This is a genomic window from Salinarchaeum sp. Harcht-Bsk1 (assembly GCF_000403645.1).
GTDB lineage: Archaea > Halobacteriota > Halobacteria > Halobacteriales > Salinarchaeaceae > Salinarchaeum.
The window spans coordinates 69,954-82,597 of record NC_021313.1; the positions used below are offsets into that span (position 1 = coordinate 69,954).

Below are 12,644 nucleotides of genomic sequence, written 5' to 3' on the forward strand. Positions count from 1 at the left end.
GATCCGTTCCTTCGGCGCGTTTTACACGTCCGAAGCGTTCCGACGCGTCCGGTCGGACCGCTGCTCGTTCGACGCGGTCGACCGTCAGGTCCCCTCGATAATCTCGACGTCGTCTCCGACTGTGATCGAGGAGCCCCGATCAACCTCCGGAACGCGAGCGATCAGCCTGAGCGTGAACAGGTGATCCAACGCGTCGCGATCGGCCCACTCGGGGAAGGACGCCTCGCGGCGTTCGACGAACGTCTCCCGAAAGCCATCGATTTCCTCGCCCGTGTCGGGATCGCGGCCGGGCACCACGCAGCGCCCACACGGGGTGACTCCCTCGAAGCGGACCCCGCCGATCCGGAACGCTGGCGCGCCCTCGCCGACGAATCGATCTTCCCAGAACGCCGGAACGCCGCCGACTTCCATGTTCGCCCGGAACCGGCGTCGAGCGCCGTCGAGCGTCATCGAATCGTACCACGACGAGACCGTTTCCAGCGTCGCGGTGCTGATCACCGAAGGACCCATCGAGGGACGGTCGACGAAGCCACGCGTCGCATTTCGCTGCAGGCGGAGTTCCGCGTCGAAGATCGTTCCGAAGTGGCTGGCCGCGGCTTCGCGCTCGGCGGGGAGAACGAAGCGCCTGCTCGGCAGATCTGGGCCCTGGATCGTGAGCGTCCCGGTCTCGGGATCGTAGGTCGCGGACACGTGGTGGACGCGATCGGTACGCTTGCCGTTGATAACGTCGCCGTCGACGTCGTAGAGCGCGTACTCCCGGTCGTGTTCGAGCGTTCCGCCGTCGAGAATCCGGGCCGATTCGAGCGGACACCGATCGAACCCTTTCACCGGATACGTGTCGATCCGCTCGACGTGTGCCATCGCTTCGACCGTGGAAGCGGGGACCGAAAACCGTTGCTCCGAACGGAGCGCGGTGGACGATCGTCCATTCGGCCGTAGCTTCATGTGCGGCTGCTTCCAACGGTACGACGTGGCAGACGAGAGCGACGAAACGGTCCAGGTCTGGCTCGTCGAGCGGACGTACTCCGACGACGAGCAGAACCTGATCATCCTCACGTACGCGACGACCGATGGTGAGCGGTACTTCCGGAAGGAGCGAGCCCTGACCTCCTTCACTGACGTTCGCGACACGACCGCAGCCGTCGAGGCGTCGCCGGCGAATCTCGGACGCGTGGCGGATCCCGACGAACGCGACCGCTACGCGGCCGAAGCACGGCTGATGGCGGATCGCCACGAACCAGACGACGTCATCTGAGCGGGTGACTGGCCGCAAGGGGTGGCTGGACGCGACCGACGGGGTCGTTACGGCGAGAGATCCTTCTGCTCGAGCCAGGAGAGCACCCGTCCGCGATAGATGTACCCCAGCCCGGACACGACGAGCATGGCGATCGCAAGTCCAGTAGCGATACCGATCTCGCCCGCTCCGAGCTGATCGCCGAGGACGTTAACTACGAAGAAAGCCGGCGTTCGACCCACCAGTGCGACGAGGACCAGCTTCCGAAGACGAACGTCCGTTAGCCCGCCGACGAAGCAGAGCACGTCGTCTGGCATCCCGGGGACGAGGAACAGGACGAACAGGGCGGCCATGACGTTGTCCTCCTCGATGTCGTCGAACGTCTCGATGAGATCGGGATGGACCATCGCTTCGACGTAGGATCGTCCGAACCGTCGGGAGAGCCAGAACGCGACCGTGCTCCCGATCATGATGCCGGTCATGTTGTACAGCGTCCCCCACCACGGGCCGAAGAGATACCCAGCGACGACGGCGAGTACCTGCCCCGGGATCGGGGCCGCCACCACCTGGAGGGCCTGGAGGAGCACGAGCGCCAGTGGTGCGAACACGCCGAAGTCCGAGACGAACCCCCGGGCCTGAATCGGATCGAGCAGAAACTGGTACCGATCGACGATCACGACGAACGCCGAAAGTGCGGCGACCGTCGCGATGACGGCGTGAAAGAGGAAGCGACGCCGGGCCGTCCCCGAGCGAAATACCTGAGGCGGTCGGGACGGCGCCATTCATCTGGACGATTCGGCCGGATCCACATGGATGCTTCGAGACGCACGCCGGAACGACGTCTCGATCAGTCTGTCGCTGGGCAACGAATGCATCCGTGGGGCCAGTGACCGCTTCCACGGCCGTCATTTATTGGCACACGCCTCGAAGAAGAATCTATGACCCAACACGAGCCCGTCGACCTGACCGCCGAGGAACGCGCGGACCGGCTCGGCACAGGTGGCGTTGGCGTGTTATCCCTCGATACTGGCACTCACGAACCACCCCACGCCGTCCCGGTGTCGTACGGGTTTGATCCGGTGGAGGAGGTATTCTACTTTCGTCTCGCTGTGGGCGGTGGGAGCACGAAAGGGGACGTGAACCACCGGGAGGCCGCGTTCGTGGTCCACGAGGAGAACGGCGACGACTGGTGGAGCGTCGTCGCGCACGGCGAACTCGTCCGAACGGACGAGGAATCGGTATCGACTGCGTCACTGGAGGGACTCGATCGCGTTCGAATCCCGTTCGTCGACGCATTCGAGGCACCGCCCGAGGAAATTTCGTTCGCGTTCGTCCGGCTCGAGCCCCACGAACTGACGGGGCGCAGATCGGACTGATCGCTCCCGGAAGCTGGTAGCACGGCCCGGTCGGTTACTCCGAGTAGCCCTCCTGCAGGAAGGCGCCCTCGACTTCGTACATCGATACCAGCTCTGCGACGAACTCCTCGGGCGACTCGTCCTCCTCGCAGTGGTCGTGGATTCGTTCCCAGAGGTCGTCGTCGATTTCGAGTGTGTGGGTCATAGGTAATCGAGCCTCCAGATTGGACTTGGTGCTCCAGCGGCATCAATTGGTCCCCGCCTGGCAGGCAACTCTGGCGCGGATCGATTCGTTCGTTGCGTGCCGGTTCGTGGCCCAAACGAATCGATCCGCGCGAAAACCACGCTCAGCGTTCCAGTAGCTCGATCGCTTCCTCGTCGCTCACCTGCCCGAAGTCCTCGTAGAACTGCCCGACAGCACCGAACCCCGTCGGTTCGAGCAGGCAGATCACCTCGTCGGCTTCGCGCCGAAGCGTATCGAGCGTGTCCGGCGGTGCGACCGGCAGTGCGAGGACGATCCGCTCGGCGTCGCGGGCCCTCGCGAGCCGGATCGCCGCGATCGTCGTCGACCCCGTCGCGGCACCGTCGTCGACGAGGAGCACCGTCGATCCGTCGAGCGACGTCGACGCTTCCTCGCCACGGTACCGTGCCTCCTTCTCGGCGGCGGCCTCGGCGACGGATTCGCGCTTGCGCTGGACGTACTCCTGATCGATCCCGTGTCGCTCGATGACGGCTTCGTCGAACCACGCCGAGCCGTCGCTGCCGACGGCCCCGATCGCGAGTTCCGGGTTCCACGGAGCGCCGACCTTCGAGGCCACGATGACGTCGAGTGGACGATCGATGGCGTCGGCGACTTCGCGACCGACGGGGAGCCCACCGCGCGGAATCGCGAGCACGAGGTCGGCGTCGACGCCTCGATCGCTGATCTCCGCCGCGAGTCGTTTGCCTGCCTCGGTGCGATCTGTGAACCGGCTCTTCTGTCCCCTGTCGAACATCGTCTGTGATCAGGCGACGAGGACCGGTCGACCGGCGTTCGAGACGACCCGATCGGTGACGGAACCGATCTGTCCGGGATCGGAGTGAGAGTGGCCCTGGTAGCCGACCACGATCAGGTCCGCGTCGATCGTGTCGGCGTACTCGATGATCTCGATGTAGGGCCGACCGTGACAGGATCGCGTGAGCACGTCGACGTCGAGGGACTCGGCACGTTCCGCGACCTCGTCGAGTTCCTGCTGGCCCCACTCTTCCATCTCGGTCGTGGCGAGTTCGGCGCTACTGAGAGCGGGTTCGGCGTAGCGGGCCGTGTCGACGACGTAGATCGCGTGCAGTTCGGCGTTGGAGCGTTCGGCCTGTTCGAGCGCGTGGGTAACCGCACGGGTCGCCGGACCGCTGCCGTCCGTCGCGACGAGAACTGTATCGTACACGATCGAGGGACACGGGAGGCGTGGCAATTAGTAGCGACCGCATAGCGGGTGCTACGGCGACGTTGCCGAGCGGTACGGTCGTCGTAGCAGCCCCGAGGTTCGAAATCGCTACCGAATCGACCAGCGGGATTACGGTCCCCCGGAGCGAACGGGAAGTCGTGCACCACGTCGAGTTTTCTTACACGAGCGGCATGGACGAGGACACCGTGGCGTCGTACCTCGAACGGCAGGAAACCGGCGTCCTGTCCCTCGCCGACGACGGCGACGCCTACGCCGTGCCGATCGCACACTACTACGACGACGGCAACCTCTACTTCCGGCTCGGCCGGACGGAGGATAGCCAAAAGTGGGAGGCGATCGAGGCGACCGACACGGCTGCCTACGTCTGTTACGGAACGGCCGAGACGACCGATCCCCGAGAACTCGAGTCATGGAGCGTGCTGGCGAGCGGCCCGCTGCGCGAACTCCCGCCGGAGGAAGCCGAGCGCTTCGACGCGGCCGAGATCAACGAGCACTTCCCGCCGATCCGCGTCTTCGGCGAGTCGATCGACGAGGTAGACGTCGTGATCCTCGAACTCGAGGTCGAGTCAGTGATCGGCCGGACGACGCCGGATGCCTGAGACTCCAGCAGCCGCCCAGCGAGTAGTTCGACCTCCCTGCTTCCGCCGAACACTTCCAAGGTAGCGTTCCACACTGCATCGGATCCGTCGGTTCACCGTGGGGAGCGTCCACGGTCGGAGGTGGGAAAATCTGGGACGCTCCATGCAGTTGGCCACCGTCTAGACCGAGATGGTAACCACGTCGTCGGAAGCTGGACAGTTCCTATTTCGGCCTTCGTGTTGACTGTTGGCACATGCAGTGCTTCGGTGGGATCGGTCCCCGCCACGGAAGCGCTGACCGCGTATCGACCGGCTTGAATCAGCGGCCGCTCTCGCCGGGTGATCGGCGACGAGCGGGGAACGCTCGACAGGTGGTCGACAATGAGCGACGAGCGTGTCTGGCGCGGTCGTCGACGAGCCGGGAGCGTTCGGGAGGTGAACCACGATGAGTGAAGAGCTTCCACCGCGCAGCTCCGCCCGTCGCTGGTTGTTCTCGACGAACCACAAGGACGTCGGGATCATGTACCTCCTGACGAGCCTCTACGTCTTCGCAGTCGGGGGTATCATGGCGCTCCTGATCCGGACCCAACTCTGGACGCCGGGAGCCTCCATTCTCGAGTCGATACCCTACAACGAGGTGGTGGCGTCCCACGGACTGCTGATGATCTTCTGGTTCATCACGCCCTTCGCCGCCGGGCTCGCGAACTACCTCGTTCCCCTACAGATCGGCGCCGACGACCTGGCGTTCCCGCGGCTGAACGCCCTCTCGTTCTGGCTGTACTTCGTGTCGCTGCTGGTCTACCTGACCTCCTTCTTCTTCGAGGGAACCTACGCTGCAGGCTGGACCATGTACGCACCGTTGAACCTCCCGATGTACACGCCGACGATCGGGGGCTCGATCACGGTGTTCGCGCTGGCGATGTTGATGTTCTCCTCGACCATCGCCTCGGTCAACTTCATCACGACGATCCACTACTGCCGGGCGGAGGGGCTCGGTCTCTGGAACGTTCCCCTGTTCACCTGGTCCTGGCTGCTGACGGTCTGGATGATGCTGTTCGCGTTCGCGACGCTGCTCGCAGCGCTCCTCATGCTGGGATCCGACCGCGTGCTGGGCACCCTCTTCTTCGCTGGCGAGCGCGGCGGTGGCTCCCTCCTCTGGGGGCACCTGTTCTGGTTCTTCGGCCACCCCGAGGTCTACATCGTCTTCTTCCCGCCGCTTGGCATCCTCCTCGAGGTCTTCCAGACCTACTCGGGGCGGCGACTCGTCGGCCGGAAGTGGGTCATCCTGGCGATGGTGCTCGTTGCCCTGCAGAGCTTCCTCGTCTGGATGCACCACATGTTCCTGACGACGATCAACCTCGAGATCAAGACGCTGTTCATGGCGACGACCATCGGAATCTCGCTGCCCTTCGACCTGATCGTCTTCTCGTTGATCTACACGATCGTCAAGGGAAAGATCAGGTTCAAGACGCCGTTCCTGTTCGCGCTGGGCGGCCTGCTGCTCTTCGTCCCCGGCGGCATCACCGGCGTCTTCCTCGGCGCCGTCGTGCTGGACTACGAGTTCCGGGGCACCTACTGGGTCGTCGCGCACTTCCACTACGTCATGCTCGGTGGCGGTGGGACCGCCCTGATCGCGGGCCTGTACTACTGGTTCCCGAAGATGACGGGACGCATGTACGACGAACTGCTCGGCAAATTCCACTTCGTGCTGTACTTCGTCGGGTTCAACCTCGCGTTCGGCGCCCAGTTCGTGGCGTGGGAGACCCCGCGGCGAGTGTTCGCGTACTTCCCGGAGAACACCACCTGGCACCAGATCTCGACGATCGGCGCGTTCCTGCTCGGCGTCTCTTTCATCGTGATGTTCTACAACCTCGGGAAGAGCGCGTTTCGCGGCCCGAGCGCTGACGAACGGCCCTGGGAGTTCGTCCGCACTGGCGAGTGGGCCACGTCGTCGCCGCCGCCGCTCGAAAACTGGCCGGGACGGCCGACGTACCGGAACGGCGTGCTCGAGTTCGTCGAGACCCACGAGAGCGTGACCAGGCCAGGGGACAGCGCGACGCGAGCAGACGGTGCGGGCACCGCCCAGCCGGAGCCGGCACTCGAGAGCGGCGAGGAGGGCGGCGAACTCCACCCGGATCACGCCAGCCCGTGGCCGATCGTCGTCGCGTTCGGCGTTGGCCTCCTGTTCCTCGGATTCGGGCTCGCCCAGCGCGGCGGCGTCCTCGCGGTCTCGACCGGAACGGCGGGCCTGCTCGTGTTGCTGGTCGGCACCTTGCAGTTCGGGAGAGAGGACTTCTACGCCCCGGTGTCACCCATCGCTCAGCGGTGGCCCTTCGAGGACGTGGGGCGTGGCAAACTCGGCATGTGGGTGTTCCTCGCCTCCGACGTCATGGTCTTCGGGTCGGTCATCGGCTCGTTCATCTTCGCGAGGATCCGCCTCGGCTGGGACTCCTGGAAGACGATTCCGCCGTCGGTGGTCCCCGGCCTGGTCAACACCTACATCCTGCTGACCAGCAGTTTCCTCGTCGTGCTCGCCTTCGAGTACGCGCGACGCGGCGAGCGAGGCCGTCTCGTGGGCTCGCTAGCGGGCACGCTGGCACTCGGGGTCGTCTTCCTCGGCATCAAGGCCTACGAGTGGACCGAGGAGTTCGCCCACGGCGTCTACTGGGACAGTTCCATCGAGGCCTCGGCGTACTTCTTCACCACGGGCCTGCACGCCCTCCACGTCATCCTCGGACTGGCCGTCGCGAGTTTCATGATCGTACGGGCCAACGACGGCGTCTACGACGGGAACGAGGAGCCCGTGGAGCTGTTCGGCCTCTACTGGCACTTCGTCGACATCGTCTGGGTGTTCCTCTTCCCGCTCTTCTACCTGCTCTGAGGTGCGATTTTCGGCGTCTGCGGTAGAAGTACGGCAACGGTCGAGCAGGTGCGCTGCTACCCCGTGTCAGCGCACATATTTCAGGTATCCGCTCCAACTGTAAACCATGGCAGCGATCGACTGTTCGGGACTCACGAAGCGGTTCGGCGACGTGCTCGCCGTCGACGACCTGGATTTGACCGTCGAAGAGGGGGAGATCTACGGGTTTCTCGGCCCGAATGGCGCCGGGAAATCGACCACGATCGACATCCTGCTCGACTTCGTGCGTCCGACCTCCGGCGACGTGACCGTCCTCGGACACGATGCGCAGGATGAGGGCGAACTCGTCCGCCAGAAGACCGGCGTCTTGCCCGACGCCTACCACGTCTACGATCGGCTGACGGGGCGCCAGCACGTGCAGTTCGCCTGCGAAATGAAGGGCGTCGACGACGATCCGATCGCGCTACTCGAACGAACCGGCGTCGCCGAGGCAGCCGACCGGAAAGCCGGGGGCTACTCGAAAGGGATGCGCCAGCGGCTCGTCCTCGCCATGGCACTGGTCGGCGACCCGGAACTGTTGATCCTCGACGAACCCTCGACCGGGCTGGATCCCAACGGCGCCCGCGAGATGCGCGAGATCATCCAGGCTGAGAACGACCGCGGCGCGACCGTCTTCTTCTCCAGTCACATCATGGAGCAGGTCGAAGCGGTCTGTGACCGCGTCGGGATCATCAACAAGGGGTCGCTCGTCGCGGACAACTCCATCGACGGCCTCCGGAACGCGACGGAGACCGGCGAGGTGCTGTTCGTGACGCTCGACCGGATCGACGAGTCTGTGCGCCAGCAGGTAGCGGCCCTCGACGGCGTCGCCGACGTCGCGATCGACGACGGTCGAATCCGGCTCTCGGTCGCCGATCGCTCGAAGTTCCGGGTCCTCGAGTCGATCGACGACGGCGTCGCGCCGGTACAGGACTTCGAGGTCGTCGAGTCGTCCCTCGAGGATCTCTTCGTACGCTACACGACCGACGCACAGGAGGTCGAAGCATGAGCGTCGGCATCGTCGCGAAGAAGGACTTCCGCGACGCGATCCAGTCCCGTGCTCTCTGGGCGCTCGTCGGGACGTTCATCGTCCTCTCCGTGATCACGACCTACGGCTACACCGAGGCACCCGAGCTGTTCGGGACCCAGGAGGAGGCGACGTTCGGTGGTCTCGTCTTCTTCACCCTGGGCTTTACCGCCCTCTTCGTGCCGATCGCAGCGATCATCGTGGGCTACAAGTCCGTCGCCGGGGAGCGCGAGATCGGCAGCATCAAACTCCTCCTCTCACAGCCGACGACCCGTCGCGACGTATTCCTCGGAAAGGTGCTCGGCCGGGCGGCCGTCCTCGCGACCGGGCTCGCCATCGGACTCGTCGTCGGATTGCTCTTCGGCGCTCTCCTCATCGGCGGGCTGAACGCGTGGGCCCTCGTGGCCTTCGTCGCGCTGACGCTCCTGTTCGTCGCCGTCTACTCCGCCGTCATGGTCAGCATCTCGGCGACGACCGGATCGACGACTCGCGCGACGACGCTCGCCATCGGGTTCTTCGTCCTCTTCGAACTGGTCTGGGACGTCGTGCCGCTGATGATTGTTTACGTCGTCGAAGGGTTCCAGTTCACCACCGACTATCCCGACTGGGCCTACATCGTCACGAACGTGTCGCCGTCGACGGCGTACTCCTCGGGACTGTTCGCACTCCTCCCCGGCGTCGCAGATTCGCTCGAAGCCAGTTCCGACGCCGGGAGCGAGACCGACGCCTTCTACCAGACGCCCGAACTGGGACTGGTCATGCTCGTGCTCTGGATCGTCGTCCCGCTGCTCGTGGGGTACTACCAGTTCAACCGCGCCGATCTGTAGCCCCTCGATCGATCGTCCGCTGGTGCGCCGAGGGCTCCCGTGAGTCGAGAACCGCCGGCCGTCTTTATCCCGAATCCGATCGTAGTTCAATACGAGGCGTCGTGGTTCAGTACCGACGCCGGAGGTTCAACCCATGGACGGAATACACGGTTCGACGGCGATCGTAACGGGCGGTGGATCCGGTATCGGACGAGAGGCCGCGCTGCGCTTTGGAGACGAAGGCGCCAACGTCGTGGTCGCAGACGTCGACGTCGAGGGCTCCGAGGAGACGGTCGAACGCATCCGGGACGCCGGCGGCGAGGCGACCGTCGTCGCGACTGACGTCAGCGACCCCGACGAGGTCGAGGCGATGGTCGACACGGCCGTCGACACCTACGGGAGCCTCGACTTCGCGTTCAACAACGCCGGCATCGAGGGCGAGTCCGAGCCAGCAGGGGAGCACCCGCTCGACAACTGGGAACAGGTCATCGACGTCAACCTGAAAGGCGTCTTCCTGGCCATGCGGTACGAAATTCCCGCGATGCTCGAATCGGGCGGTGGCTCCATCGTCAACACTTCCTCGATCGCGGGCCTGGTCGCGTTCCCCAACCTGAGTCCCTACGTCGCCAGCAAGCACGGCGTGATCGGTCTCACGAAGACCGCCGCGGTCGAGTACAGCGGTGAGGGGATCCGGGTCAACGCGATTAGCCCCGGCGTCATCGACACGCCGATGGTGGCTCGCTCCCAGGAGGACGACCCCGAGACGATGGAGGCGACCAAGGCCGCAACTCCGATCGGCCGCCTCGGCCAGCCCGAAGAGATCGGGGACGCCGCGGTGTGGCTGTGCTCCGAGGACGCCTCCTTCGTGACCGGCGAGACGCTGACGATCGACGGGGGCTACGTCGCGCAGTAATCGAGTCGACCGATCAACTCGTCTGGCCGAACAGGTCGGTGACACGCTCGGCACTGTCTCGCAGGAGAGACAGGTCGTCGGTGAAGACCTCGACGGCGACGGTCCCGTCGAAGTCGTCGAGGTGCTCTTCGAGGAGACTCCAGTCCACCTCCCCAGCGCCGATCGGAATGTGGGTGTCGCCCCTGGAGCGGGCGTCGTGCACGTGGAGGTGGGAGATCCGGTCGGCGTTTCGAGAACAGAAGCGATCGATCCCGTCGTCGCCTTCCTCCATGTAAGCGTGGCCGACGTCGAAGCAAATCGGGACCTCCGCCTCGCGGGCGAGGTCGGCGAGGACCGATAGCTGGACGCCCTGTTTCTGGTGGCCGACGTTCTCGACGACGACCTCGACGCCGTGCTCCTCGCCGACGGCGGCGATCCTGCGGAGCTGTTCGGCGATCGTCGGCCGGAGGTCCGTGTCGTACGGGTTCCGGGCAGTCGCGTGGAGGACCGCCTTGCGAGCGCCGACAGTGCCGCCCCAGGACAGCAAGTCTTCGAGGTACTCGACGATCGCGTCGTTGAGCTGTTCGACCGGCGTCGCGACCACCTGCTGGAAGGGGAGATGCATGCAGAGGTCCGATTCAGTCGCGGCGAGTGCCGAACGGAGCCGCGGCGCCGCGGCGTCCGTCGGAAGCGGCTGTGCCTCGCCGACGGACACCTCCACGAAGTCGAAGTCCACGCCCGTCCGCTCGAGTCGATCGATCGAGTCGCCGACGGTCACGCCGAGGTCCATGACCGGCACTTGGCCGGCGAGCGCCATAACTCTCGATGGCCGCCACACGAGAGTGCCGAGCGACTTCGGCGTTAGACGCCCAGCCCGAGGACGACTCCCGCGACGCCGATCACGACGGCGTAGCCGGGGATGAGGTACTGCCAGACCGAGTTCGGCACGACGCGGACGAGATACGGCGCGAGGATCGCAGCGAAGAATCCCCCAGTCAGCACGGATGGAACGAGGAGGAAATCGACCGGTTCGCCGAGGTACCAGAAGACGAGGAACGTGAGGCCACCGACCAGGGAGAGTACGCCTTCCGACGCGGACGTGATGGCGACGGCGCTCTTCTCGTAGACACCGGAGAGAATCTGCCCGAGCGTGACGACCGGTCCGAACCCACCGCCGCCGATGCCCTTGCTCGCCCCGGCGAAGAGCGCGAACCCCACGAGTCTCCGCGGCCGAAAGACCTCGGGAGTGCCGATGCGTGTGCGCAGCAGGCCGAACGCCCCCATCAGTACGACGAGTACCGAGACGTAGGCCTCGACGAAGCCCTGGGGGAGAATCGCCAACGCGTGGACCAGCGTCACCGAAATCACGAGTGCAACGGTACTCAGGAGGATCAGGAGTACGACGAGCCGAATCTCCCGATTCGGTGGCCGGAGCCTGAACGTGACGTTGTTCATCTCGTGGTGGAGCAGGCCGGAGAGCAGACCGGTGACGGACTCGGAGAGCAACAGTGCTGGAACGACCGCGAGTGGCTCGTACCCGAAGACGAACAGCAAGGGAGCGAGTCCCGTTCCGAACCCCATCCCGGTCGCCGAGTCCGTGGATTCGAGCACGAACGCGACGATGACGACGGACGGGACCACGACCGTCCCGCCCGCTCGTCCGCCGAATCCGACGACGAACACGAGCAGGGAGAGGGCGTACCCGAGGCCGAGGACGAGGACGATTCGTCGCGCCGATCGCGGGAGCGAGAGTCGCTGGACGGTCGTCCGGTTGGCGTCGAGCACAGCAGCTTCCTCGCCGATACCACCTGGTGGAGTGGGAATGTCCGGACTCGATCCTGCGTCGGGCATTGATAGTGGATCCGGGGAGCGCGCTGGCAAGGGCAAAGGCAGACTGGCGGATTCGACAGCCATCGAGGACGGCATCGACGGCCGGTTCGAGCGCAGCGGCAGTCTCGCTGACCTGCAGCGCAGTACGCGATAGGCGCGTGGACGCTCTTGAACAGTTACCACCTAGGCCGCGAACGCTGCTCCGCACCAACAGGCCGTCGAACGTCCTCGAACGACCGCGGGCCGATCGACGGTGGCAACCCCTGAAGTGCAATCCACGGGTACGGACCGGTCTCCACGAACGCTGAACGAGGAGACTGTCACACCGGAGGGAGGTATCTGTGGAAACGATCACAGCGCGCCGCCATCGATCGAAAGCCCAGCAGCGGCAGTCACTCGCTAGAGCCAGCCCGGAATCTGAGCGGCCCTGCAGATGTGGGGGTACACCGACACGCAGGCCGGTTTCGAGTAGCACGGTTCTACCGCCGCGAAAGCGGATCGTAGCCGTACGATATCACACTTGTAACAATCACCGTCCTCCGTGAGGACCCTGCCAATGGCCCTCGGGGCGATTCGCA

General features: G+C 65.1%; 14 protein-coding genes. 7 read left to right on the forward strand and 7 right to left on the reverse strand.

All coding sequences use genetic code 11. From position 1 onward, the window contains the following. Nucleotides 1–84 precede the first annotated feature (84 nt). A complete protein-coding gene (locus tag L593_RS00345) occupies nucleotides 85–861 on the reverse strand; it encodes an MOSC domain-containing protein (protein ID WP_020444918.1) in 777 nt (258 codons plus the stop codon). Nucleotides 862–943: 82 nt separating this feature from the next. On the opposite strand from L593_RS00345, the gene L593_RS00350 reads away from it, so the two are divergent. Beyond that, nucleotides 944–1,255, forward strand: a complete 312-nt coding sequence (locus L593_RS00350; protein ID WP_187292629.1) for a hypothetical protein — start codon at nucleotides 944–946, stop codon at nucleotides 1,253–1,255. Between the two features lie 47 nt (nucleotides 1,256–1,302). Here the strand turns inward: L593_RS00350 and L593_RS00355 are convergent, their stop codons facing one another. After that, on the reverse strand, nucleotides 1,303–2,016 hold the full coding sequence (locus tag L593_RS00355) for a TVP38/TMEM64 family protein (protein WP_020444920.1): 714 nt from the start codon (nucleotides 2,014–2,016) through the stop codon (nucleotides 1,303–1,305). 156 nt (nucleotides 2,017–2,172) lie between these two features. Between L593_RS00355 and L593_RS00360 the strand changes: the two genes are divergently transcribed. Continuing rightward, nucleotides 2,173–2,610: a pyridoxamine 5'-phosphate oxidase family protein gene (locus L593_RS00360; RefSeq protein WP_020444921.1), complete on the forward strand. Its 438-nt coding sequence runs from the start codon at nucleotides 2,173–2,175 to the stop codon at nucleotides 2,608–2,610. Nucleotides 2,611–2,644: 34 nt separating this feature from the next. On the opposite strand, the gene L593_RS15805 is transcribed toward L593_RS00360, so the two are convergent. From L593_RS15805 to L593_RS00370, 3 genes are all read right to left on the reverse strand, one after another. Then, complete coding sequence (locus tag L593_RS15805) at nucleotides 2,645–2,794, reverse strand: hypothetical protein (protein ID WP_020444922.1); 150 nt, start codon at nucleotides 2,792–2,794, stop codon at nucleotides 2,645–2,647. A gap of 142 nt (nucleotides 2,795–2,936) precedes the next feature. Further along, nucleotides 2,937–3,584, reverse strand: coding sequence for a phosphoribosyltransferase (locus L593_RS00365; protein WP_020444923.1), 648 nt, complete (start codon nucleotides 3,582–3,584; stop codon nucleotides 2,937–2,939). Between the two features lie 9 nt (nucleotides 3,585–3,593). Next, nucleotides 3,594–4,013, reverse strand: coding sequence for a universal stress protein (locus L593_RS00370; RefSeq protein ID WP_020444924.1), 420 nt, complete (start codon nucleotides 4,011–4,013; stop codon nucleotides 3,594–3,596). A 158-nt stretch (nucleotides 4,014–4,171) separates the two neighbouring features. Here L593_RS00370 and L593_RS00375 point away from each other — a divergent pair, with 158 nt between their 5' ends. The 5 genes from L593_RS00375 to L593_RS00395 all read left to right on the forward strand — a co-directional run bounded on the left by L593_RS00375 (nucleotide 4,172) and on the right by L593_RS00395 (nucleotide 10,257). Then, the gene (locus tag L593_RS00375) at nucleotides 4,172–4,633 is read left to right on the forward strand and encodes a pyridoxamine 5'-phosphate oxidase family protein (protein WP_049893720.1); all 462 of its coding nucleotides are present in this window, start codon (nucleotides 4,172–4,174) and stop codon (nucleotides 4,631–4,633) included. A gap of 424 nt (nucleotides 4,634–5,057) precedes the next feature. Further along, nucleotides 5,058–7,493 (forward strand): cbb3-type cytochrome c oxidase subunit I, encoded by a 2,436-nt coding sequence (locus L593_RS00380; protein WP_049893722.1) that lies wholly within the window; start codon nucleotides 5,058–5,060, stop codon nucleotides 7,491–7,493. Nucleotides 7,494–7,599: 106 nt separating this feature from the next. Then, nucleotides 7,600–8,520 (forward strand): ABC transporter ATP-binding protein, encoded by a 921-nt coding sequence (locus tag L593_RS00385; protein WP_020444927.1) that lies wholly within the window; start codon nucleotides 7,600–7,602, stop codon nucleotides 8,518–8,520. Beyond that, nucleotides 8,517–9,365, forward strand: a complete 849-nt coding sequence (locus tag L593_RS00390) for an ABC transporter permease subunit (protein WP_020444928.1) — start codon at nucleotides 8,517–8,519, stop codon at nucleotides 9,363–9,365. Before L593_RS00385 ends, L593_RS00390 begins: the two co-directional genes overlap by 4 nt. A 133-nt stretch (nucleotides 9,366–9,498) precedes the next feature. Then, nucleotides 9,499–10,257, forward strand: coding sequence for an SDR family oxidoreductase (locus L593_RS00395; RefSeq protein ID WP_020444929.1), 759 nt, complete (start codon nucleotides 9,499–9,501; stop codon nucleotides 10,255–10,257). Nucleotides 10,258–10,270: 13 nt separating this feature from the next. Here L593_RS00395 and L593_RS00400 read toward each other — a convergent pair whose 3' ends face one another. Both L593_RS00400 and L593_RS00405 read right to left on the reverse strand, forming a co-directional pair. Then, nucleotides 10,271–11,026 carry a sugar phosphate isomerase/epimerase gene (locus L593_RS00400; RefSeq protein WP_049893724.1) on the reverse strand — a complete coding sequence of 252 codons (756 nt, stop codon included), beginning with the start codon at nucleotides 11,024–11,026 and terminating at the stop codon, nucleotides 10,271–10,273. Between the two features lie 71 nt (nucleotides 11,027–11,097). After that, the gene (locus L593_RS00405; protein ID WP_020444931.1) at nucleotides 11,098–12,087 is read right to left on the reverse strand and encodes a TSUP family transporter; all 990 of its coding nucleotides are present in this window, start codon (nucleotides 12,085–12,087) and stop codon (nucleotides 11,098–11,100) included. Nucleotides 12,088–12,644: the final 557 nt, after the last annotated feature.

Bases quoted from the DNA above. Each gene is read 5' to 3' on its own strand.
- L593_RS15805 (WP_020444922.1), bottom strand. From the start codon at position 2,794: ATGACCCACACACTCGAAATCGACGACGACCTCTGGGAACGAATCCAC.
- L593_RS00400 (WP_049893724.1), bottom strand. From the start codon at position 11,026: ATGGACCTCGGCGTGACCGTCGGCGACTCGATCGATCGACTCGAGCGG.
- L593_RS00355 (WP_020444920.1), bottom strand. From the start codon at position 2,016: ATGGCGCCGTCCCGACCGCCTCAGGTATTTCGCTCGGGGACGGCCCGG.
- L593_RS00390 (WP_020444928.1), top strand. From the start codon at position 8,517: ATGAGCGTCGGCATCGTCGCGAAGAAGGACTTCCGCGACGCGATCCAG.
- L593_RS00345 (WP_020444918.1), bottom strand. From the start codon at position 861: ATGGCACACGTCGAGCGGATCGACACGTATCCGGTGAAAGGGTTCGAT.
- L593_RS00405 (WP_020444931.1), bottom strand. From the start codon at position 12,087: ATGCCCGACGCAGGATCGAGTCCGGACATTCCCACTCCACCAGGTGGT.
- L593_RS00360 (WP_020444921.1), top strand. From the start codon at position 2,173: ATGACCCAACACGAGCCCGTCGACCTGACCGCCGAGGAACGCGCGGAC.
- L593_RS00380 (WP_049893722.1), top strand. From the start codon at position 5,058: ATGAGTGAAGAGCTTCCACCGCGCAGCTCCGCCCGTCGCTGGTTGTTC.
- L593_RS00365 (WP_020444923.1), bottom strand. From the start codon at position 3,584: ATGTTCGACAGGGGACAGAAGAGCCGGTTCACAGATCGCACCGAGGCA.
- L593_RS00395 (WP_020444929.1), top strand. From the start codon at position 9,499: ATGGACGGAATACACGGTTCGACGGCGATCGTAACGGGCGGTGGATCC.
- L593_RS00385 (WP_020444927.1), top strand. From the start codon at position 7,600: ATGGCAGCGATCGACTGTTCGGGACTCACGAAGCGGTTCGGCGACGTG.
- L593_RS00350 (WP_187292629.1), top strand. From the start codon at position 944: ATGTGCGGCTGCTTCCAACGGTACGACGTGGCAGACGAGAGCGACGAA.